Source organism: Microbulbifer sediminum, from assembly GCF_021729035.1.
Classification (GTDB): Bacteria; Pseudomonadota; Gammaproteobacteria; order Pseudomonadales; family Cellvibrionaceae; genus Microbulbifer; species Microbulbifer sediminum.
This window is the reverse complement of record NZ_JAJSAP010000006.1, coordinates 78,041-100,196: the sequence shown is the minus strand read 5'-3', so window position 1 is coordinate 100,196 and position 22,156 is coordinate 78,041. Positions and strand designations below refer to the sequence as shown.

Sequence of the window (22,156 nt, the reverse complement as noted above, 5' to 3'; positions counted from 1 at the left end):
CCCGTGTGGATAGCGGGTTGGTGGCCCAATCCCCAACCGCCTCACCCAGGGGCTGTACCGCGCAATCCATGCCCGGCAAACTCCCCAAAACGGAGCGGGCGCAGCGCCGCCCTTCACTACTCCTGCGCCCCGTGCGAATATTTACCCTGCGGTATCGGTTTACCGGCTGTGCGGTAGCCCTTGCCCTGCGCCACCACTAAAACAATCACAACAATGGTAGTGATGCTATGGATTCTCTGGTCACGCTCTTCGAACGTGCTGTATCGGCGGAGACCTGCCAGCAGCTGATTCGCAAGTTTGATGAAGCCCCGGATAAACAGCCGGGCCGCATCGGCTCCGGTGTGGACAGAAGCAAAAAGGACAGCTCTGACCTGTATATCTCCGGGCTCGAGTCCTGGCGCGAGGAGTGCAGCACTGTCAACCAGGTAGTACTGCGTGCCCTGATGGGCTATTGCCGGCGCTACCCGCACATGCTGACCGGCGCACTCTCCCCCACCATTTATGATGAAGGACTGCAGGCACCCCGCAACCTGACCAGCGACGATATTGGGCAGCTGCCTGAAGAGCAGCTGCAAATGCTGGTTTCGGGCATATTCCGGTTTGACGGCATCAACTTCCAGCACTACCGGCAATCAGTCGGCGGCTTCCGCCACTGGCATTCGGAACATTACCCTCACCCCACGGACGCCGGACAGAAATCCCTGCATCGGGTCCTGTTCTGGCTCCTGTACCTGAATGATGTGAAGGAAGGGGGAGAAACCGAGTTCCAGTACCAGGACATCAAGCTCAAGCCCCGCCAGGGCAGCCTGGTACTCTCCCCTTGCAGCTTTACCCATACCCATCGCGGCAACGTTCCGATTTCCGGCGACAAGTACGTGCTCACCTCCTGGGTAATGTACCGCCCGGCAGCCGAACTTTACGGCACCGGGCCGTAACCCCGCGCTAAACGCCCCCGGAGGTATAGCCGGTAACCCGGCCCGCCGTGCGCGGGCAGATATCGCCATATGTAGACTGCCGAACGGACAGGCGTTGCCGCGATGCCGCAGGGAGCCCTTGCCTGGGGGAGCAGCGAAGACAGCCATTGGGGAGCCGGCCGGTTTGCACCTGCCAATTCAATACGCGCATCCGAAGGGGCTGGCTCACCAGCAAGACCTGCCGACTTTTGCTACACACAGGCATGCCCACAAGCTCCTGGCCCGCACACCATTCATACACGATCGGAATCATGCACTTCTTTTGCTGCCTGATAGTTACACAGCCCTGTAAACGCCCAGCACCTGATGCCGCAACATTAGGATGCAAAACATAAAGGATATGGAGAAGTAACGGAGCCCGTCAGCTGGACAACAAAGATTATTCTTGACTAACTCGATCCCTGTACCGAATTTATCTTTGGCGTGCATTCATAAAATGAAGGGTTGAGCACAGGAGTAAATGTTCGGTAAAAATGGTGGCTTCACGATATAGACAAGGGAGAGGTCTACAGGCTTCGATGAAGCCACCAGGAAATCAGGAGACGGGCGACTGACAGGCCCAAGCCGGCGCCATCTGCCACCTGCCCTCAGAAAACGTAGCTGACCCCCAGGCTGAACTCGGTTTTATCAAATGTGTAAATATCCCGGTTCTCACGGTTATCGATATTGACCACCTTGCCATCGAGACTGAACCTGGGGCTGAGCCGGTATCGCGTCTCGATCCAGGACTTCAGCCTGTCGGACTCACGCTGGTAGCTGATCACCGAGCCGTCATCACGGGTGATCCGGTTTGTGCCGTCATAGACGCTCTGCCGAAACTCCATGCCGGCGGACAGGGTCCAACGCCCCAGGATCGGCCACTCCAGCTCGCTGCCCAGCGAATGTCGGGCCGGGGAGTAACTGTAATAGTCCTGCGCTTCACGCTCCAGGTCTGCGCGGTCGTTACTGTCATACTGGTAAAACGCCAGCAGCTCGCCGGCCAGCAGGGGACGACGCCACTTGAGCGCCACGCGCTGGCGCCAGCCATCCAGGTATTCGTAGCCTTCACCGCCAAGATAGTAGCCCGGAAGGTATGACAGGGACAGGCTACCAATGCCAAGGTTACGGGTCAGCCTGCTCACCAGGTTCACCTGGCGGGAGACCTGGTCGCCCCCCAGATAGATGAATTCGCCCGCCAGGCCCACTTCGGTGTCCCATCCCTGCCAGTGCTTGTCGCGGGAAAGCGCTGCACTCACGCTGTTAAGGTTCAGGCTCTCCAGTTCCCGGTAGCGGCGGCTGAAAGCATAGCCATGCAGGCGCCATCCATCCGCGGGGGTTCCCCGCACGCGGTACTGCCCCCACACAAAACCTTCGGTAAAGCTATCCTCTCCCATTTCCACATCGGCAAGCAGTTCGTTTTGCAATGCGTAGGCATTGTTGTCGTAACCCGCAGAGAGACTCGCCAGCCCCAACCATTGTCGGTGGATTGCACCGCGATCGTCCGCTGCGAGCGCGTTCAGGCGACTGCTTGCGAGCTTGCGCAACTTTTCTGAATCGGCAGTCTCCGTGACCTTCCGGTAGTGCCTCGCAGCGAGTAGCGGCCGATCGCGCTTTTCCGCTGTCAGCGCCAGGTTATAGCGTGCCAGGTCGCGCCATTCCGGATCGTCGAGAAGCTGATAGAAATAACTTGCCGCCTCACGATAACGCCCGAGTTTCACCAACGTGACGCCAATATTATATTTCAGTCGCGCGCTGTTATTGCCGCGCGCTTCCAGCGATGAGAAAGCCAACAGTGCTCGCTGGTAGTCACTGGCCCTGAAAGCTTTGACGCCATCCTCGAACTCGGCCGCAACCGGCGACTGTGATGTAACACCCAGCACAGCCAATAGTGCCAGCCTTTGCAGGTAGTCCTTTACCTTCACTTTCTTTACCCCGTGTTTACCGTACCCGTATTGCCAATTGCAGTCCCGGCACGGGAGCAGTCCCCCCGGTGCCGGGCACACCTACATTCCGGTATCACGTATCCGGGCTATCGGTAGCGCTATCCTTTGCATCCTGGATCAGGGTGCCGATATCAGCCGGCATCTGTTCGCGCACGTCAGCCGGCAGACTGTTGAGGATATCCTGCATCATCTGGTCGATGATCCCCTCGACCTCCGCGCCGGTGAGACCGTTCTTGACCGCCTCCTCGATCGCTTCCCGCGCTGCCTCTGCGGCCATCTGCGCATCCGCCACCGCGGCATTGGCCGCCGCAGTATTGCTGCTGGCCAACTCGCGGCTGCGGGCCAGCGCCTCCGCAAAGCGCGCCCTGGTCTCCGCATCAACCTTCGCCCCGGCTTCTCCCGAGGATTCGCCGGTATTGGCAGCCTCGATTGCCGCGATCACGGCGGCCAGCTGCTGTTCAGCCACTTCCCGCAGCTCGGGCGGAAGGTCAATATTGTTCAGGACATCCTGCGCATCCTGCGCACTCTCGGCCACAGACAGGGTGATATCCAGGTCGGCCTGGCTTTCGACTTCCTGGGCGTAACCCGGCACGGCCATGCAGGCGCCGGCGGCGAGCCCCAGGACCAGTAGATTTTTCCGCAACATCTTCCTTTACCTCTTTTGGAAAACCCAACCTGCAATCAGGTTGTAGTGATAGACGCACCGCCGTCATCCTTTGATGGCGGTGGGATTGAAAACTCCAGCGCCTTGCGCGCGCCCTCGTGCTCGATTTCCACCCGGATAATCCCCTCGGGTGTACCGCCTGTTACCAGCACCGGCAATGACAGTCGGTTGCCTCCGGCGGGAATATCTGCCTGCCACTGCAACGTGTCGATATCGCGGTAACCCTCGAGTGTCGCGCCGGCAGGCAGCCTGACCCGAATCGTTGCGCCCGGGAGCTGGCGCGGACTATCCAGTACGATATGCACCGTTCGCGGGGTCGCCGCTTCCCAGTCAGCCAGCGCCGGGACAGGCGCGTTCACACGGAGGCCACCTTTAGCCAGGAAAAGCCCCAGTAGGCAGAAGGCGGTTGCCGCCACAGGCCAACGCATCGGCCTGAACCACCACATCCGGGATTCGCTTCGCTCATGCCGAATGGCCAGAGCCGCCCTCAACACCCGCCGCTCAAATCCCACCTCCGGTTCCGGGGCCGGCATTTCCCGCAGGAGGCGCTGCAACCGGTCGTCGCCCAGCGGCCCGGGACAGGAGTGGCTTAGAGGTTCCTTTGTTGACATGGTCTGCTGCTCCTTTGCCCCCTAACACGCTTCAGAGATCTGGAGGGTTCCGGGCGCGAGGCTTTTTTTCAGTTTCGCCCGGGCGCGATGCAGACGGGATTTCACCGTGCCCACATTCAGTTGCAGGATGTCCGCCACCTCGATGGCGGTGTAGCCTTCAACATCATGAAGTAGCACGATATCGCGCCATTCCTCATCCAGTGCCCACAGGGCTCGCTGTAGCGCGCGCTGTAATTCGGCGCGCCGGAAGTCATCATTGCCGCGGGCCGGAGCGCGACGTTCAAGGTCATCGCTTTCCAGTGACAGGTTCGCGTCAATGGGAGAAGCACAGCGACGCCGGTATAGATCCACGTAACGCCGGTACAGAACCCGGACCAGCCAGGGACCCAACCGCTCAACCGCCTCCAGCTCTGCCACGCGCGGCACGAGCCGCACCAGTACATCCTGCACCAGGTCTTCGGCCTCGTGTGCATTCATGGTCCACCGGTACGCCATGCGGTACATCCGGCGGAGGTGCGGTGAAACGAGGGAGACAAACCGGTCCTCCCGGGACTGTGGGGTATGGAAAAGACGCGTCAGCCAGGTATTCAAACCACTACTCCCGATTGGCTGGGACTTGGGGTAACGCCGGCCCAATGCGAAGCCCCGGTCGGGGGAAGGGCATACTGCTGAGGCGGCCTGTCGCTGTTACACGAACGGGCAGGACAGAGGGTTCCGTAAAATTCTGCCGCAGGGGAAATTTAGCAGGGGGAGCGTTTATTCAGGCGCAATACGGGACGAAGACGTTGATTACCGCCGGGTTTTGCGAGGGATTTCAATAGGCTGGCGAGAAACCCCTTGCCCGGGGCAAGGGGGATAGGGACAAGGGGGGTTAGGGAGCGATGCGGGGACTCTACGACCGGATGGATTCAGCTAGAGCGCTGGCGCACCGCCTCAAACAGGCAGACACCGGTAGCCACCGAGACATTGAGACTGCTCACCTCTCCCGCCATGGGGATACGGATCAGGTGATCGCAGTGCTCCCGGGTCAGGCGACGCAGGCCAGACCCCTCGGCACCCATGGCGAGGGCTATGCCGCCCCTGAGGCTGGCAGCAAAAACATCCTGATCACCCTCTCCGGCGGCCCCGAAAATCCACACGCCCGCCTGCTGCAGTTGCTGCATGGTGCGCGCCAGGTTGGTGACCGTCACCAGCGGCAGGACTTCGGCTGCACCGCAGGCAACCTTGCGCGCAGTCGGCGTGAGGCCGGCGGACTTATCCTTGGGCACAATGACCGCGTGCACCCCGGCGGCTTCTGCGGAGCGCAGGCAGGCACCCAGGTTATGGGGATCGGTGACGCCGTCGAGGATCAACAGGAAGGGCGCCTCGGAATTTTGTTCGAGGGTTTCCAGCAACTCCTTGAGGAAACGCTCATCATAGACCTTCGCGGCCCCGGTACATACGGCCACCACGCCCTGGTGATTGCCCTCGCCCCCCACTTTTTCATCCAGGGCCCGGCGGTCAGCGTAGCGCAGTGCAATGCCGTTTTTTTCCGCCTGGCGGACCAGTTTTTGTAATTTCTGATCCCGCCGCCCACGGAGCAGCAGCAGTTCCTGTACCTGCTGGGGGGCGCTTTTCAGGAGAGCCTGCACCGCGTGCAGACCATAGACGATCTCTGTGGCCATAAATCCAATTCAACTGGTTGGGTCAACGGGAGCGTGTAAGCGCTGACTACTTTTTCTTTTTACCGCGGGCGGCGACATGCTTTTTGCGCACTTTCTTTTTGCCCTTGCCGTTACCGGCCTTGGCCTTCGCTGCTTTCTGTGCAGCCTTGCGTGCCGCCACCGCGGGGCGCTTGCCACCCTTGCGGGGCGGGGTGCGCCGCGGACCGCGCCGGCGCGGCGCCTCTTCACCCGCCTCATCTTCTGCGGGGGCGGGGGCTCCGGTCGCCGGCGGGGTCGGGGCAACCGGCTCGCTCTCTTTCGAGCCTACCTTGCGCTTGCGGAAGGGCGTTTCGCCCGGGGGGGTCTCCGGGAGCTTCTTCCAGGGACTGCCGGCGGCGCGTGAGGCTTTATTCTCCCCGCCCCGTGCCGCAGACTTGCCGCCCCCTGAACCGTTGCGCCGGCCGCGCTCCTCCTGGTGTTCCACCGCCAGCTCCATGGCCCGCGGGCTGACATGTGTTTCCTGCTTTTTACCCCGGCTCTCCTTCGGCGGGAGCTTGCGCTTGGGGCTCTTCAACAGCTCTTCCAGGGTGAAATCCACCTTGCGCTCCTCCAGGTCAACCCTGGCCACCCGCACGGTTACCGAATCCCCGAGGTGATAGCGCACGCCGCTGCGCTCGCCCACCAGTCGCTGGTGGGCCTGCTCGAAGTTGTAGTAATCCTTGGGCAGCGCGGTAACGTGCACCAGGCCCTCCACATAGAGCTGGTCCAGTTCCACAAACAGGCCAAAACCGGTCACCGCACTGATCACGCCCGGGTAAACCTCGCCCACATGATCCTGCAGGTATTCACACTTCAACCAGCTGACCACATCGCGGGTGGCATCATCGGCACGGCGCTCGGTCATCGAGCAGTGCTCGCCCAGCTGGACCATGGCGGCCATATCGTAGGGAATGATATTTTCCCGCGGGATCGCCTCCGCCCCTGGCACGGGGTGAACTTTTTTCGCGACCGCCGCCGGATTGGCGCTGCCGTTGCGGATCAGCCAGCGCAACTCGCGGTGCAGCAGCAGGTCCGGGTAGCGCCGGATGGGGGAGGTAAAGTGGGCATAGGCCTCGTAATCCAGGCCAAAGTGCCCGCGGTTTTCCGGCTGATATACCGCCTGGTTCATCGAGCGCAGCATCATCATCTGGATAATGTGTGCATCGGCGCGCCCCTCTACCTGCTCCATCAGTACCTGGAAGTCCATCGGCTGGGGCTCGGCCCCGCCGGGCAGACGCAGGCCCAGCTCCCCCAGGTATTCCCGGAGGTTACTGAGCTTTTCCTCCTTCGGGGTATCGTGCACCCGGTAGAGTGACGGTAATTCGGACAGCTCCGCCAGCTTGGCCGCACAGACATTGGCCGCCAGCATGCATTCCTCAATCAGCTTGTGGGCATCGTTGCGCTGCACCGGCACGATGCGCTCGATCTTGCGCTGCTGGTCGAACAGGATGCGGGTCTCGGTGGTTTCGAAATCGATGGCACCGCGCCGGTCCCGCGCGCCGCGCAGGGCCCGGTAGAGGTCGTGCAGGTTGTCCAGGTGCGGGGTAAGTGCGGCAAACTGCTTGCGCAGGCCACTGTCACGGCTGTCCCGCTCCTCGATTATCTGGCCCACCTGGGTATAGGTCAGGCGTGCGTGACTGCGCATCACGCCCTCGAAGAAACGGAAGTCACGGATCTCGCCGCGCCGGTCGATCTGTACTTCACACACCATACACAGGCGATCGACCTCCGGGTTCAGCGAACAGAGGCCGTTGGAGAGCTTCTCCGGCAGCATCGGCACCACGAAATCGGGAAAATAGACCGAATTGCCCCGGCTGTGTGCCTCCTCGTCCAGGGCACTGCCCGGATGCACGTAATGGGACACGTCAGCGATGGCCACCAGCAGCTTCCAGCTGTTGTCGGGCAATAGCTCACAGAACACCGCATCATCGAAATCACGGGCATCCTCGCCATCGATGGTCACCAGCGGCAACTGCCGCAGGTCCACCCGCGCCTTCTTGTCCTCTTCCTCGACCTCGTCGGCAATGGCGTCCACTTCTTCCTGCACCGCTGCCGGCCAGGTATGGGGAATGCCGTAGTTACGGATGGCGACATCGATTTCCATGCCCGGGGCGAGGTGATCTCCCAGCACCTCCTCTACCTCACCCTGGGGGAGGCTGTCGCGGCTGGGCTGGGTGACGATATTCACCACCACATACTGGCCATGCTCCGCATCGGCGATCTTGTCCGCCGCCACCATGATGTCCTGGTTGATGCGGGGGTTGTCCGGACGCACGAAGCAAATGCCGTTTTCCAGGTAAAGGCGCCCGGCCAGTTGGTAGGTGTTGTGCTTGAGCACCCGGATCACAGCGGCCTCGCGCTTGCCGCGGAAACCACCCGGAGTCTCGCGTACCAGCACCTCGTCGCCGTCGAATACTTTGCGCATCTGCCGGTGGGACAGGAACAGGTCGTCCCCGCCATCCCGGGGGGATACGAAGCCGAAGCCATCGCGGTGGCCAATCACGCGCCCCCGCACCAGGTGCATCTTGTCCAGCACACCGAAATCGCCGGCCCGGTTACTGGCGATCTGACCGTCACGGGACATGGCAATCAGGCGGCGCCGCACACCCTCGCGGCGATCCTCGTCATGGATATCCAGCAGCTCTGCCACCGTTTCCCAGGACACTGGCTCGTGCTGCTGTTCCAGTAGCTGCAGCAGGTACTCGCGACTGGGCACCGGTTTGTCGTATTTCTCCGCCTCGCGCTGGGCGTGGGGATCGGCATGATTTGTTGGTTTGTCTCGTGTCAAAACATCATCCGTTGTTGGGGAACCGCGACTCATCCGCGGTCGCCGGGGTCATCCGGCTGGATCTGCAGGCGGCGGGGAGTTGTGAATGTGGCCGGGACCCGGCCGATCGGTGTTGCCGCTCGTTGCTGGCATTATAAGCGATTTTCCCCGCTATACCCGACCATACCAGAAAAAGTTGAATTAAACGCAAAAAGGCCGTTGACACCCCCCGGCCAAGTCTCTATAGTTCGCGACCTCAACGCAACACGCCGTTGAATTGCCCAGGTGGCGGAATTGGTAGACGCGCTAGCTTCAGGTGCTAGTGACCGCAAGGTCGTGGAAGTTCAAGTCTTCTCCTGGGCACCAATTCCGAAAAGGCCGACTCGCAAGAGTCGGCCTTTTTTTATTTCGATTCCCCTCCCATCCGGGGGCAGCCCACCCGGTCACAGAGCCTGATTGACACGCCCGGGAAATTCTTTATATTGCGCACCCTCAACGGCACACGCCGTTGACCTGCCCAGGTGGCGGAATTGGTAGACGCGCTAGCTTCAGGTGCTAGTGACCGCAAGGTCGTGGAAGTTCAAGTCTTCTCCTGGGCACCAATTCCAAAAAAGGCCGACTCGCAAGAGTCGGCCTTTTTTTATTGCCTGCCCATCCGGATTGATGACCCGGCGCCGCGCTCGGCAGCCGGGCGTTTATTGCCACAACCTCAACCCGTGTTGCGCATTCCCGCGGCGATACCGGCAATGGTCACCATTAACGCGCTCTCCAGCACCGGGTCACTGTCTCGGTCCCGCAACCGCGCCATCAGCTCCGCCTGCAGCAGATGCAGCGGGTCCGTGTAGGGATCGCGTACGCGGATCGACCAGCGCATCACCGGATTATTGTCCAGCAGGCTTTCATGGCCGGTCAGCTCGTGCAATGCCGCTACGGTATGGGCCAGGCGCTCCCGCAGCAGGCCGCCGAGGCGCACCAGCTCACTGTCGTCGGTGAGTCGCTCCTCGTACCAGGAGGCCACCCGGGTATCGGATTTCGCCAGCACCATCTCCAGCATATCCACCGCTGTCTGGAAAAAGGGCCACGCCTCACTCATGGTTCGGAGCGTAGCGGCACCCTCGTCACTTTTCAGGGCAGTCTCCAGCGCCGCGCCGGTTCCCAGCCAGGCCGGCAGCATCAGCCGGATTTGCGTCCAGGCGAAAACCCAGGGAATCGCGCGCAGCGTCTCGACCCCGCCGCCGGGCTTGCGTCGCGCCGGGCGGCTGCCCAGGGCCAGCCGACTGAGCTCGGTCTCCGGTGTGACAGTGCGCAGGTAGCCCACCAGCGCCGGGTCGTCACGCACCACTTCCCGGTAACTGTTGACCGACACCTCGGTAAGCCGGTCCATGGCTTCCCGCCACTCGGGGCGCGGCTCTGCCGGCGGCAGCAGGGTTGCCTCCAGGGTGGCGGCAACATACTGCTCCAGGTTATAGGCTGCAACGGAAGGCCGCCCATATTTGAAGCGAATCATCTCGCCTTGCTCGGTGACACGGATACGACCGGCAACAGACCCCGGCGGCTGCGACAGCAGCGCCATGCGGGTAGGCGAGCCACCACGGGAAATCGAACCGCCACGGCCGTGGAACAGGGTCAGCGGGATACCGTGTTCGCGGAAAATCGCCGTGAGCCCTTCCTGCGCCCGGAACTGGGCCCAGGCAGCACCCAGGAAACCGGCGTCCTTGGCGGAATCGGAGTAGCCGATCATCACTTCCTGCCCCCTGGCAACACGCTGGCGATAAGACGGAATCTCCAGCAGGGCACTCATGATATCCCCGGCGTTATTGAGGTCGTCGAGGGTCTCGAACAGCGGCACCACACGCATGGGCTCCTGCACCCCGGCGATCTTCTGCAACAGCATGACCGCCAGCACATCGGACGAGGCCCGCGCCATGGAAATCACATAGGCCCCCAGCCCTTCCGGCCCCTGCTCGGCAATCACACCGCAGGTTTCCAGCACCTGGCGAACCTCATCATCACAGAATTCACTTTGGTAGAAAGCACTGTCCACCAGCGGCCGGCGATTCTCCAGCTCTGCCAGCAGGAAGCGCTGCCTGGTCGGCTCGTCCCAGTCTGCGTAACTGCCGAGCCCGAGGTAACGGGTTATTGCATCGAGTGCATCACTGTGGCGGGTGGATTCCTGGCGGATATCCAGGCGCAACAAGGTAATGCCGAAACAGTTGAGCCGTCGCAGGGTATCTTTCAGCTGGCCGTCAGCGATGGCCGACAGCCCTACTTCGCGCAATGAGCGATCGATCAGGCGCAGCTCTCCAGCCAGCTGTGCACCGTTGGTATAGCCCTCCCCCGCCGGCTCCGGGTTGCCGTTGACGCGGGACTCCATTTGCGCCCGGGTGACCTGCAGTCGGTCGCGCACCTGTCGCAATAGCAATCGGTAGGGTTCATGGCTTGGCCCGGTACGCGCGAGCAACTCATCACTGGCGCGATGCATGGACAGGTCTGCCAGCAGGTTTTCCACGTCGCGCAGGTAAAGGTCCGCGGCCATCCAGCGGGCCAGCTGCAGCACCCGGCGGGTGACGCCGGCAGTGACATTGGGGTTACCGTCGCGATCACCGCCCATCCAGGAGGCAAAGCGGATCGGTACCCAGTCCGCCGGTAGCGGGTCCAGGCCCGCCAGCTCCAGCTCCGCCTCAATCTCTCGCATGACTCCCGGCACCGCGCGCCACAGGGACTGCTCGATGGTGGCGAAGCCCCACTTGGCCTCATCCACCGGCGTAGGGCGTTCGCGGCGGATCTCGTCGGTGCTCCACGCGGACAGGATCTGCTCGCGCAAGTGGCGGCGCAGGTTCTCCGCCTCCTCTTCGGTGAGGTCGGGCCGGTCCTGGTCGGTGAGCAGGTCGGCGATCCGGTCGTACTTGCGAATCAGGGTACGACGGGTAACTTCTGTCGGGTGCGCAGTGAGCACCAGCTCCACAGACAGCTGCTCCAGTGTCGAGCGCACCTTATTCCGGTCGACATCGGCTTTTTTCAGTTCCGCGAGTACCTGCCGCAGGCCCTGGTCGGTATCCGGGTCGCCGGGAAAACGCTGGTGATGCCGGTGCAGGCGTTCGCGATGGCGCTGTTCGGCAATATTGGCGAGGTTGAGGAACTGGCTAAATGCCCGCGCCACCTCCAGCAAGGTATCGTCATCAAGGGGGTCCAGCAATTCACGCAGGCGCCCCGCCTGCATCTCCCCTTGTCCGCGGCTTTCAACCGCCGCCTGGCGGATGGTTTCAACCGTATCGAATAACGGCTCGCCGGCCTGCTCCCGCAGCACTACACCGAGTTCCTCACCGAGCAGGCGGACGTCTTCCCTGAGGGGGGCATTCTGGTCTGGATTCTCGGACACCTTTTCTGTCACTCCTTGGTTGCTGACGGGATATTGAATAAACATGTTCGCATATTTCAGCAAAAAGGACATGGAGGCCGCTATGACGCACATACCGCAAAACACGCACCGAAAGGATGGCGGAGAGGCACTTACGGGAATTGGGGAAACAGGATTGTTGCTATTTGAGGTTTTCGTGGATCATCCGCGCGCTACTGACAAGACTGCCAATGGTACCGAGCAGGCCCAACAGGGAGGCGGCGATCAAATAGAGTGAATTGCCCGAGGTCACCGCAATAACTCCCACCAGCAGAAGTATGAGCAGCGTCACCGGCAGGCGATATATCATCCAGGCACTTTCACGACCGCTCGCCAGCAATTGCTGTAACCCCTCCGGGCTTTCTGCGTGGCGGACAAAATAAGCAAAACTGTTATTAATGATGTGGACTTTACCGTGTTCAACCCGGATCAGACCCTGCACCGCCAGCTGCTCCAGGACCTGTGTATTGGCGGGATTGACCCGGCGCCCCCGCGCCAAAAAATAGAGTGCCAGTCTCTCCGCCTTCGAACAGGCCTCCCAGTGATACCTGAAGAGAGCGCCAGCCTTGATCAACACACAATGAATGGTCGCCCATTCCTGCCCCGATTTATCCCGATCATAAAGTTTTCGCCATCGCCACTCATCACAGTGTTCATCGCCCCCTGCCGGCCCGGATGGTGACAGGTCTGCAAGCAGCGGGGACAGCAGTCGAGTGGCCGAACATTCATACCTGAGGAATGGCAAATCCAGGTTGGAAGTGAGCCGGGCCGGCAGGACGACACGGAAGTCCATCAACTCCTCAGACCACTGGGACATCTCCATTGCTGCCAACGGCTCACGACCGGACGCCAGGTTGCGCTTGTTCAGCAACAGGGTCTCGTAGCTGTGGCACTCCATATACAGTCGCAACCCGGCAAGTTCTCCAGCGCCTCGCACAGCCCGCAACTGGCGGATCAGTTGCAGCAACTGCGCCCGGTCACCCGCGCGCAGCAAGCAGGGGTCCAGCTGCGAGAGCGCTACTGAAATACCCTCGGCACCCTCCTGGAGCGCAATCCTGACCCCCGGGAATCGCCCCGGTGAGGAGTGCTCTTGAGACAATATCGGGCATAGGGAAACCAGGCGCTCAAGTGCCGGCAGGGAACCGGCAGGATCCCGTTGCAGCCGCTGCAGCAGGGTATCCAGGTCATTCGCCGGGGGCGGGTTTCCGCGTAAGTCCAGCACCAGTCGTTCATCGGGGCATATATCCGGAGCGCCTCGTTCATGTTGGGAAAGATGCTCCAGATGCGCCAGCATGGCCCCGGTCCCCACCATTCGCGGCGTAATCACCCGCCGGTAAAACAACAGCCACAGCCAACAGATCAGTACGAAGACACCTGTCAGCACGACTATGTCGACAAGAAGCTGCAACCAGCTCTTCCCCCCGGAATTTTCACTGTCACCAGGAAGCCCGGCCTCGTGATACCGGCAATCGTCCGATTGCTTCTCCTCACCAGCCTGGCTTCCGGCTCCTTTTTTCTTGCCACCACTCGCCGTCCCCAGAAGGTAGCGCTCAATCCACGAAGCCACACCGGTAGTAAATGTCAGCTGGCTGAAAGTGCCGATATGCTCGGGCATGACCCCTTTCTTGTTAGCGCGCAGTTCCTCCCTTGCGCAGGCCAGTGAGTCTCGCCACTCCGCCGACAGCGGCATCAATTCCAGTGGATCGGCACCAAAGCGCTCAATCGAATTGGGGTAGCGTGTTACCGCAATTTCCTGTAATTCCCGCAGCTCCTGGTTCAGGCGAGCCGGATAGAGGTTGCGTTCGTAGTACCATCCCGAGATCCCTCGCAAGGGAAGATCTGCCACCCGCTGCAGCTGAATAATCACCAGTACGGCGCCACAAAGGTAGATAATCAGCAGGTTCGCCGCGCCACAACCATACAACCGGTTGCCGGGCACAGCGGAATCCCGCATGCGCGCCAGGCGCAGGAAACACCGGTAACCCCAGAACAGGCAAGCCACCAGCGCCAGCGCTGCACCAGCTTCTGCCGCCCGGCCCCAGAGCAGGGAATTTCCGTATTCGTGCTGGGCCACGGAGCCGATCCTGAAACCCACAAACAAGGCTGCAGTCAAAATCGATGTGTACAGCATCGCATTGTGGCGGTTTAGTGAGGCAGGAACTCCCAGCAACTGCTTTATCCGGTGACTGGGCATAAAAATGGGAATCAGGTAAAGCAGGAAGGCAGCCAGCACGAGGACAGATCCGATGCCTACAGTAATCGACAGGAAGAAATTGGTCATCAGGCTGTCGGTGCTGTCATCTGGAATAAAGACCACTCCTACCCATTGGCTGATCGGCAGCTTCTGCAGCACAAAGTCACCAGAGCTGCCACGGTAGTAGCCGGCACTGGCAGAGCGAAACAATCCCGCCCGAATCCGGTGGCTCACTGCCGCAGTGCCCTGCCCCGAAAGGAACAGGTTTTCGACCATGGACCTCCGGTGATCCATATGGAACAGTACATCGCCGGTTTCCCGGTCCACGACCATGAACACCATGTCCTGGATCAGCCGTGGGTCAGCCCACTCGGTCAGACTGAGCGATGGCAGCAGGACATCTGCACCGAGGATATAATCTCCTGTCGATGGCCCCGGCTCGTTACCGTTACCCGCTTTCTTCTTAAGGGGTACGCCCAGCGTGGTTCCACGAGTGCCGGTATTGATATTCAGCAATCTCTGCAAATAGAAATTTTTCTCGCTAATTGCATTGTCATCGGCTTCCGTTACGGGAGCCGGCATGCAGTGCCGTCCGTTTTCTTCCGGGCGAGCAGCGACACCCCGATTCCGAAACTTTTCGGACCAGCCCTGCCGTGCACGAACCCGGCGAAAGTATTCCCGGTGAGAGAGATTGAAGCTGCGCGGGTAGTTGTTACTTTCAATAAGGTAAAAGGTGGGCAAGACCTGCCAGGCGCGATGATCCATGAGGAAGACTGTCAGCAGCTTGGCTCCGCCGTCACGCTGCCATATTTCTCCCGGCAAATATCGTTCCGCGCGCTCTCCGGGCCTTTCCCTCAACAGCCTGGCACCATTCCCGTAAAGATTGGTCAGTGACAGGGGCGGCAATTCCGCTTCCGGCTCAGAACACCCGCGGCAGTGCACGGGACCGCTGAAGGTTTTCCAGCCAGGCGCGCTGCCGGTTTCTCCGGACTCAATGTCCTCCGGCCTTTCCTTGCCACTCCCATCCCGACTTACCATGGCAGTGACCCGCCGCCATCTCCCACCGGCGAAATTCTGGCATCCATCGGGAAGTGTCAGGAGCGCTGAATCTTCCTGCTGGCCACTGGCGAGCCCGCCATTGCCCTGTGAACGGTCCTCCCCGAGTTGTGCAGTCAAGTCGAGCAAGCGTGCATAATAAGCATGAAAGGTCTCAAGCTCCCTGAACAGCCAGAAGAGTTCCGTTTCCAGGTTGGCACTTATTGAACCCAGCAGAGTGCGCGCATTGGCCTGTTTCTGCTCAGTCGCAATTTCCCGCTCACCATAGGCTAGCCAAAGGGCCACCAGCATGACAAAAGCAGCAAAAGTACAGGCCAGTGTCCCACCGTAGAAGGCCCTTCCCAGAGGTTCATTGGGGGAGATCAGGAGTAGTCGTGCAACAACCCAGAATGCCATCAACAGCATCAGGGAGAGAATCAGCAGACTGAGATTCCAACGCCGGTCTTCCTTGATATCCAGCAACTTATCCGGAAGGACACCGATCAGGTAGAGCGGCTCGCCCGGAATGCCAACAGACTGTAGCGTTTCGCCATTCCCTTCCGCTGGCATCCTTATCCTGACAACCACATCGCTGTGTAGCAGAAATGGCTGTATGTATAGTCGGGCAGGACCGGCACTGAGCTCGATGTCCAGGTAGTGGCTGTGTCCGGGTAGTGGCGTGCTGGCATTATTCTCTGCGCCTCCCCCCTTCTCCGACACCAGTTTCAGCAAGCTGCGGCTTTCGATTTCGCGCACCTTGCGACTGATTGCCCGCGTATCGACCAGAGACAGCCCCGCAGCCCCGCCTACACTTCCCAGAACGCGATTCTGCCCGTCGACCACCAGGTACAGTACAAAATCGCGCCCCGGCGCACTAAGCACCTCGTCCATATCCACCCGATAAGTGGTGTCGTCGCCCCGGTATATATCCACCTGGTCACCCGCAAGGACAAAGTGGCTGATGACAAAGCCAGCCTGGGGTTCCCGAACCTTATCGGCCGTGCCACGCTGCTCCTCAGCCCCAGAATCATCTGGCGCCACATGTTTATCGCTATTGGCCTTGGAGGCATAGCTTGGGAATATCGACCGGATAGTGGCAAGATTTTCCTGGCTTGTATGCAGGAGTACAAGCTGGTTAAGCTTGTTATTGAATTCCTTGACGGTTCTCTGAAGAGTGTGAAAATAATAAGTATTGAGAAAAGACTCCTGGCGCACCTGGTAGCGGTGAAAAAGAAATATCACCGCCAGTACCCCGGCAGCCAGCAGCAACAGCCACATCTTTCTCGGCTTACGCCCCTGGCTTCCTCCGGTTTTTTTCTTTTCTTCAGTCGCCGCCATCGGAACTGACCCAGGAATCTCCCATTTGATCCGGCAGGTCGGATCTCCCAGCCCCCGTTTCAGCTGCACTGAGGGAATAACGCTTGTATTCGCAGCCTAGTGGAGGTTCCGCTATTACGCTAGCGCCGGGAGAGCACTGCCTTAATCGCGGCGGGAAAAGCAGCGCGGCGACAAGGGCGTGGCAAGGATCGGTGGGTGATACCAGCTCGCGGGCACCCCGGCGGTCCCGGCGGTATTGCGGGCGCGAGGGTTCAAATAGCTGACCACTGTTGCAGGTAGACAACCGAGATATAACGCAGTCCCTTGCCGATCCCCACCAACACCACAAACAGCCATAGTCGCACTCGCATGATGCCGGCAATCAGCGTCAGCGCATCACCCCCCACCGGCATCCATGCCAGCAGCAAGGTCCAGAAGCCATAACGCTGGAACCAGTCCTGGGCACGCGCAATCTGCTTACGCGAAAAATAAAACCAGCGACGATCCTGGAAATGCAACAGGTAACGACCCAGGACCCAGTTCACTACCGCGCCGAGCGTGTTACCCAGCGTAGCCACAGCCACCAGCAGCGCCGGGTCACCGCCATCGCGGAGCAAGGCAAACAGTATCACCTCGGAGTAAAACGGCAGGATGGTAGCCGCCAGGAGAGCGGAAAAGAAAAGAATCAGGTACTCGATCATCCCCCGCTGCGCCTCCGCAACCAGCGAAACAGCGCGAACTGTGACGGCAGGTAAAACAGGTATTCCGGGTGCCATTGCACCCCCAGGACGGGCTGGCCTGATTCACTTTCCACCGCCTGGGTAAAACGGTCGAGATCCTGGCCAACGATGCGCAGGCCCCGGCCAAGGCGGTTGATCGCCTGGTGATGCAGGCTGTTGACCCGCAATCGCTGGCGGCGGGTCAGACTCGAGATACTGGAACCTTCCGCCAGGAAAACCTGCTTTGTTGGGAGCAGCCCGGGGCGGTTGTACGTCTTGCGGCGCAACGGCCGGATATCCAGGTGCAGGTCGCCACCCAGCACCACGTTGATCAGCTGGGCTCCCCGGCAGATGCCGAGCAGCGGAAGGTCGTGCCGGAGCGCATATTTGATCCAATGAATTTCAAGCAGGTCACGTTCTGGGTCTGACTTCACCTTTTCCCGCAGGTCGCCGTGGTAGTGCTCCGGACTGATATCATCACCGCCACCAATTACCAGCCCCTGCAAGGGCCTGCCCGACGGCTGGTGGCGAACGCTGATGCGCTCCGGTATCGCGCCGGCCAGGCGCAGCGCCAGGGCGGCGCACCACCAGCCCGGAGACCAGCGGTTGGAAGTACCCGTTACACCAATGCGTGGTCGCTCAGCCATTCCGCTACAAATCCTGTCCATTTTCCCCGATTGATGCCCAGCAAGTGCTGGCTCTCTGCCAAATAGGCCTCCCCCAGTTCCGCCAGCGCCTCCGGACGCGCGGCGAGAGACTCCACCACACACCAGGTATTCCAGCATGAAGCCAGCGACCAGCCCGGTTTTTCAACCTGGCAGTTTGGCATACGGTAATGGAATGCCGGGCGCGCTTTGATCTTGGGGTCGTCTACCGCACGGCGCACCCGCGTTTCATCGATTTCCGCCAACAACGGCAGCATATCCAGGGCACGGTTGCGGGTGGCATTATGCTGCAGGTAGTCGCGAAAGATATCGTCGAGCGTCGGCTTTTCCCGCTCCAGCAACTGGCGGACATAAGTTTCGGGGTAGAGGTCGATATACGGGCTGGCACGCCGCGCGAGATCAACCTGGTGCTCCTGTACCAGCCACCACTGCAACAGCGCGAAAGCGCGCAGGTAAGCATTCAGGGTATCGGCATTAAGCTGAGGCGCTTCGGCGTTGATGTGAACCCCATACGCAGCAATCAGCGATTCCTCGGTACCCGTGGCACCGGCTTCGCGCAGTGCCCGGGTCAACGGCTCCAGGGCTGCCAGCTGGTCGAGGGGCAATGGGGGGCATACCACCTCGATCGGCACCACCAGGGATGCCGCCTGGCTCAGCAATTCCAGCCAGCCGTCGCTATGCTCCTCCGTACCGGCGTCCGCAGCCTGGCGCTTGAGGAAATCCCAGTCGATTTCAATATTGAACCGGCCCAGCTCGCTGTGTAGCGACAGTTCGGCTACGGAATCGGACCGCAGCTCACCGCCCATCGCCGACTGCACCGCTTCTCCCGCCTGCTGCAATGTCACGCCGGAAAACTCCAGCTCAAAGCCCACCCGCCGCTGTTCACCACTGGCGGCGGTGAGACGGATAGGCGCCTGGAATAGCGTCGCGCTCTCGGGCATTACTGAATGTCCTCGTTTAACGGCAAGTGATATTGGTTCTTCCACGCCTTGTGGCAACCAAGTTAACATTGAGAGCGTTAAATGACCTAACGTCACATCCGGTGCGCCCCCCGGGGCTACACTGCCTTACTCCCTGAAAGCTACGGACTGTCATGGCAGATGAGTTTACGATTGGCGGCGTGAGTATCGCCCGCGGAGAAACACGCCGCATAGAACTTCCCGTGGTAAGGCTCTATACCGGTACAGACATGGCGATACCGGTATACGTGCAGCGCGGCAAGAAACCGGGACCCACCATGTTTGTCTGCGCAGCCATCCACGGCGACGAGCTGAATGGAATTGAAATCATCAGCCGCCTTATTGGCAGCCGCAGCCTCAAAAATCTGCGCGGCACCCTGATTGCCGTGCCCGTGGTCAATGTCTACGGCGTGCTGGAGCAGTCCCGTTACCTGCCGGACCGCCGCGACCTGAACCGCTCATTTCCCGGATCGGCCAAGGGCTCCCTGGCCGCACGCATGGCCCATGTCTTCCTCGAGGAAATAGTCTCCAAATGCGACTACGGTATCGACCTGCATACCGGAGCCATCCATCGCAGTAACCTGCCACAGATCCGCGCCAACCTGGATGATCATCCCACCCGTGATATGGCCCGGGCATTTGGCGTGCCCGTATTGCTGAACAGCACCCTGCGCGATGGTTCCCTGCGCCAGGCGGCGGCCGACCTTGGCGTGCGTATCCTGCTGTACGAAGCCGGCGAGGCGCTGCGGTTCGATGAGTTCTGTGTCCGGGCCGGCTACAAGGGCATCATCAACGTGATGCGGCACCTGGAAATGCTGCCGCGGGTCAAGAAAAAGGGCAATATTGAGCCCTTTGTGGCGCGCCGCAGCGGCTGGTTGCGCGCCACCAGCAGCGGCATCGTCAACTATCGCAAGGACCTGGGTGACCATGTCCTCAAAGGTGAGGTGCTGGCCTCGATTTCCGACCTGTTCGGTGAGGAAATGGACCGGGTGATCTGCAATACGGACGGGATCGTTATCGGCCGCCAGAACCTGCCACTGGTGCAGGAGGGCGATGCCGTGTTTCATATCGCTTATTTTCATGAGCCCCACGAGGTCGCCGAGAACCTGGAACTGCTGCAGGACAGCCTGCTGCCCGATGAAAATTACTGAGCAGGCCACAACGAACAATGCCGGGCCCTGCCCGGCATTGTTCATGCAGTCAGCATCATCAGCAGTGCCCTACTGACGCTCGCGCAGCGCCTCCAGGACCTCCTTGCTCGGATAACCCTGCACTTCCACGCCGATCTCTTCCTCGAACTGCTGCACCGCCTTGCGGGTGCCGGAGCCGGCCTTGCCATCGATTTCGCCCTGGTAATAGCCACGGGCCTTCAACAGCTTCTGCATTTCCTCCACCTCCGCGGGATCCAGCGGGGTAAACGGGCGCGGCCAGTCCCGCACCAGTCCCTTGCCCCCGCCAATCTGGTCCGCAAGCAGGCCCACCGCCGTGGCATAGCGATCGGAGTTGTTGTAGCGCTTGAGCACAAAGAAATTCTTCAGCATCAGGAAGGCAGGGCCCTCGCGGCCGGCGGGCAGCTTCAGCTCGGCGATATCCCCGGGACGCGGGAAGGACTTTCCATTGACACGCTTTACACCCAACTGCTCCCACTTGCGCAGAGGCAGCTTACCGGCCGGCAGCTTGCGCTCGGGAATCGTGACCTCATAGCCCCAGGTTTCACCACGGCGCCAGCCGTTGCTGGACAGCAGGCTCGCCGCAGTAGCCAGAGCATCGGGCACGGAGTTCCAGATATCACGCTTGCCGTCGCCATCAATATCCACGGCATAGGCCTGGTAACTGGTGGGAATAAACTGGGTATGCCCCATGGCACCGGCCCATGAACCGACCAGGTGCTTCTCGTCGATATCACCACTCTCAAGGATCTTGAGTGCCGCCAGCAGTTGCTGCCGACCGAACCTGCTGCGCTTGGGATCAGCATAAGCCAGCGTCGCCAGCGAGCGCACCACACTGCGGATCACCTTGTCGTTATCGAGGATGGCCCCGAAGCTTGACTCGATGGACCAGATCGCCAGCAGGACATTGGGATTGACCCCGTAGCGTTGCTCGATCTTGTCCAGCCATGGCTGCAGCTCCTCTTTTTTGGCGCGCCCCATGCGGATCGCGCGCTTTTGCACCCGGTTGTCAAAGTACTGCCACACCGGTGCCTTGAATTCGGGCTGGTAGCTCGCCTTGTCCAGCACCCACTGGTCCGGCGCATCGATGCCCTCGAAGGCACGGTCGAACACCTCGGGCGAGATACCGTTTTTCAGGGCGGTCTGACGAAACTCCCTGACCCATTGCTGGAAGCCCGCGTCAGCGGCCAGTAGCGGCAGGGAGAACAACAGGCAGGAAAGCAGCACTACCGGGGCAAGGAAAAACCGGCGGCGCGATAACAGCAGGCTGGACATGCAAACTCCTTAGACAGTCAGATCCTCGCCCAAGGGTAGAGCCAGCCGCGACAAACGGAAAGTCGAATCGCGCGAGGCGTGACAGCGGTCAAGCAACGACCGGGACACCGTGGACTCTGTCACCCGGGGTGCCCGGTCAGGGAATGACGTAAATCAGTACCGCGAAGAAGTGCAGGATACCGCCGGCCAGCACAAACAGGTGCCAGATTGCATGGTGGAAGCGCAGGCTGCGCCAAAGGTAAAAAGCGATCCCACCGGTGTAGCAGAGCCCGCCCAGCAGCAACAGCCACAGGCCGCCGGGGGCCAGGTTGTCCAGCAGTGGCTTGGCCGCCACCACCACCACCCAGCCCATCAATGCACTGAGGGTGATCGACAGAGCGCGCACTTTTTTCAGCGGCGTGAACTGGATCAACAGCCCTGCCAGCGCCAGGCCCCAGATGATACCGAACAGCCACCACCCCCAGGAGCCCGCCGGTGAGGACGCCTCGCGCAGGGTCACCAGCGTGAAGGGGGTGTAACTGCCGGCTATGAGCAGGAAGATGGAGGCGTGATCAATCGTGCGCAAGACTTCCTTGGCACGCTCGTGGGTCACACTGTGGTACAGGGTCGAGGCACCGAAACAGAGAATCAGTGTCGCTGCGTAGATGCTGCAGCTGACGATATGCCAGGCATCACCGTAGACAGCGGCAAAGCCACACAGGACCCCGAGCCCGGCGATGGCGAGCAGGGCGCCGATTCCGTGGGTGACACTGTTGGCGATTTCCTCGGCGAGACTGTAACGCGAGACGGCGGTACTGGACGACATG

At 60.7% G+C, this 22,156-nt stretch carries 15 protein-coding genes and 2 tRNA genes; 4 read left to right on the top strand and 13 right to left on the bottom strand.

Going from position 1 to position 22,156, the window contains the following annotated elements:
• Nucleotides 1-227: 227 nt before the first annotated feature.
• Nucleotides 228-935 (top strand): 2OG-Fe(II) oxygenase, encoded by a 708-nt coding sequence (locus tag LVD11_RS11740; RefSeq protein WP_237059235.1) that lies wholly within the window; start codon nucleotides 228-230, stop codon nucleotides 933-935.
• Nucleotides 936-1,561: 626 nt separating this feature from the next.
• On the opposite strand, the gene LVD11_RS11735 is transcribed toward LVD11_RS11740, so the two are convergent.
• From LVD11_RS11735 to rnr, 6 genes are all read right to left on the bottom strand, one after another.
• Nucleotides 1,562-2,875 carry a hypothetical protein gene (locus tag LVD11_RS11735; RefSeq protein ID WP_237059233.1) on the bottom strand — a complete coding sequence of 438 codons (1,314 nt, stop codon included), beginning with the start codon at nucleotides 2,873-2,875 and terminating at the stop codon, nucleotides 1,562-1,564.
• 94 nt (nucleotides 2,876-2,969) lie between these two features.
• On the bottom strand, nucleotides 2,970-3,542 hold the full coding sequence (locus tag LVD11_RS11730; protein ID WP_237059231.1) for a hypothetical protein: 573 nt from the start codon (nucleotides 3,540-3,542) through the stop codon (nucleotides 2,970-2,972).
• 35 nt (nucleotides 3,543-3,577) lie between these two features.
• Nucleotides 3,578-3,919: a hypothetical protein gene (locus LVD11_RS11725; RefSeq protein ID WP_237059229.1), complete on the bottom strand. Its 342-nt coding sequence runs from the start codon at nucleotides 3,917-3,919 to the stop codon at nucleotides 3,578-3,580.
• Between the two features lie 273 nt (nucleotides 3,920-4,192).
• Entirely contained in the window at nucleotides 4,193-4,762 is a 570-nt protein-coding gene (locus LVD11_RS11720; RefSeq protein WP_237059227.1) for an RNA polymerase sigma factor, read from the bottom strand.
• Between the two features lie 317 nt (nucleotides 4,763-5,079).
• Nucleotides 5,080-5,835: a 23S rRNA (guanosine(2251)-2'-O)-methyltransferase RlmB gene (gene rlmB / locus LVD11_RS11715; RefSeq protein ID WP_237059225.1), complete on the bottom strand. Its 756-nt coding sequence runs from the start codon at nucleotides 5,833-5,835 to the stop codon at nucleotides 5,080-5,082.
• 46 nt (nucleotides 5,836-5,881) lie between these two features.
• Nucleotides 5,882-8,641 carry a ribonuclease R gene (rnr, locus tag LVD11_RS11710; protein ID WP_237059223.1) on the bottom strand — a complete coding sequence of 920 codons (2,760 nt, stop codon included), beginning with the start codon at nucleotides 8,639-8,641 and terminating at the stop codon, nucleotides 5,882-5,884.
• A 258-nt stretch (nucleotides 8,642-8,899) separates the two neighbouring features.
• Between rnr and LVD11_RS11705 the strand changes: the two genes are divergently transcribed.
• Nucleotides 8,900-8,986: transfer RNA gene (locus LVD11_RS11705), tRNA-Leu, on the top strand.
• A 149-nt stretch (nucleotides 8,987-9,135) separates the two neighbouring features.
• Nucleotides 9,136-9,222 (top strand) — tRNA-Leu (locus tag LVD11_RS11700).
• A gap of 107 nt (nucleotides 9,223-9,329) precedes the next feature.
• Here the strand turns inward: LVD11_RS11700 and ppc are convergent.
• The 5 genes from ppc to LVD11_RS11675 form a co-directional block, all read right to left on the bottom strand.
• Nucleotides 9,330-12,044, bottom strand: coding sequence for a phosphoenolpyruvate carboxylase (gene ppc, locus LVD11_RS11695; RefSeq protein ID WP_237059221.1), 2,715 nt, complete (start codon nucleotides 12,042-12,044; stop codon nucleotides 9,330-9,332).
• Nucleotides 12,045-12,159: 115 nt separating this feature from the next.
• The gene (locus tag LVD11_RS11690; RefSeq protein ID WP_237059219.1) at nucleotides 12,160-16,584 is read right to left on the bottom strand and encodes a hypothetical protein; all 4,425 of its coding nucleotides are present in this window, start codon (nucleotides 16,582-16,584) and stop codon (nucleotides 12,160-12,162) included.
• 251 nt (nucleotides 16,585-16,835) lie between these two features.
• On the bottom strand, nucleotides 16,836-17,264 hold the full coding sequence (locus LVD11_RS11685; RefSeq protein WP_237059217.1) for a YqaA family protein: 429 nt from the start codon (nucleotides 17,262-17,264) through the stop codon (nucleotides 16,836-16,838).
• A complete protein-coding gene (locus LVD11_RS11680; RefSeq protein WP_237059215.1) occupies nucleotides 17,261-17,929 on the bottom strand; it encodes a gamma-glutamyl-gamma-aminobutyrate hydrolase family protein in 669 nt (222 codons plus the stop codon). The genes LVD11_RS11685 and LVD11_RS11680 overlap by 4 nt, the downstream gene beginning before the upstream one ends.
• Entirely contained in the window at nucleotides 17,902-18,888 is a 987-nt protein-coding gene (locus LVD11_RS11675) for an amidoligase family protein (RefSeq protein ID WP_237059213.1), read from the bottom strand. The genes LVD11_RS11680 and LVD11_RS11675 overlap by 28 nt, the downstream gene beginning before the upstream one ends.
• A 152-nt stretch (nucleotides 18,889-19,040) precedes the next feature.
• Between LVD11_RS11675 and LVD11_RS11670 the strand changes: the two genes are divergently transcribed.
• A complete protein-coding gene (locus tag LVD11_RS11670; protein WP_237059211.1) occupies nucleotides 19,041-20,057 on the top strand; it encodes a succinylglutamate desuccinylase/aspartoacylase family protein in 1,017 nt (338 codons plus the stop codon).
• Between the two features lie 69 nt (nucleotides 20,058-20,126).
• Here LVD11_RS11670 and LVD11_RS11665 read toward each other — a convergent pair whose 3' ends face one another.
• Both LVD11_RS11665 and trhA read right to left on the bottom strand, forming a co-directional pair.
• Nucleotides 20,127-21,350: a lytic murein transglycosylase gene (locus LVD11_RS11665; protein ID WP_237059210.1), complete on the bottom strand. Its 1,224-nt coding sequence runs from the start codon at nucleotides 21,348-21,350 to the stop codon at nucleotides 20,127-20,129.
• A gap of 136 nt (nucleotides 21,351-21,486) precedes the next feature.
• The gene (gene trhA, locus LVD11_RS11660; protein ID WP_237059208.1) at nucleotides 21,487-22,155 is read right to left on the bottom strand and encodes a PAQR family membrane homeostasis protein TrhA; all 669 of its coding nucleotides are present in this window, start codon (nucleotides 22,153-22,155) and stop codon (nucleotides 21,487-21,489) included.
• Nucleotide 22,156 lies beyond the last annotated feature (1 nt).

Coding starts and splice junctions, on each gene's coding strand:
- LVD11_RS11730 (WP_237059231.1), bottom strand. CDS start 3,542: ATGTTGCGGAAAAATCTACTGGTCCTGGGGCTCGCCGCCGGCGCCTGC.
- LVD11_RS11665 (WP_237059210.1), bottom strand. CDS start 21,350: ATGTCCAGCCTGCTGTTATCGCGCCGCCGGTTTTTCCTTGCCCCGGTA.
- trhA (WP_237059208.1), bottom strand. CDS start 22,155: ATGTCGTCCAGTACCGCCGTCTCGCGTTACAGTCTCGCCGAGGAAATC.
- LVD11_RS11685 (WP_237059217.1), bottom strand. CDS start 17,264: ATGATCGAGTACCTGATTCTTTTCTTTTCCGCTCTCCTGGCGGCTACC.
- LVD11_RS11740 (WP_237059235.1), top strand. CDS start 228: ATGGATTCTCTGGTCACGCTCTTCGAACGTGCTGTATCGGCGGAGACC.
- LVD11_RS11670 (WP_237059211.1), top strand. CDS start 19,041: ATGGCAGATGAGTTTACGATTGGCGGCGTGAGTATCGCCCGCGGAGAA.
- ppc (WP_237059221.1), bottom strand. CDS start 12,044: ATGTTTATTCAATATCCCGTCAGCAACCAAGGAGTGACAGAAAAGGTG.
- LVD11_RS11675 (WP_237059213.1), bottom strand. CDS start 18,888: ATGCCCGAGAGCGCGACGCTATTCCAGGCGCCTATCCGTCTCACCGCC.
- LVD11_RS11690 (WP_237059219.1), bottom strand. CDS start 16,584: ATGGCGGCGACTGAAGAAAAGAAAAAAACCGGAGGAAGCCAGGGGCGT.
- rlmB (WP_237059225.1), bottom strand. CDS start 5,835: ATGGCCACAGAGATCGTCTATGGTCTGCACGCGGTGCAGGCTCTCCTG.
- LVD11_RS11680 (WP_237059215.1), bottom strand. CDS start 17,929: ATGGCTGAGCGACCACGCATTGGTGTAACGGGTACTTCCAACCGCTGG.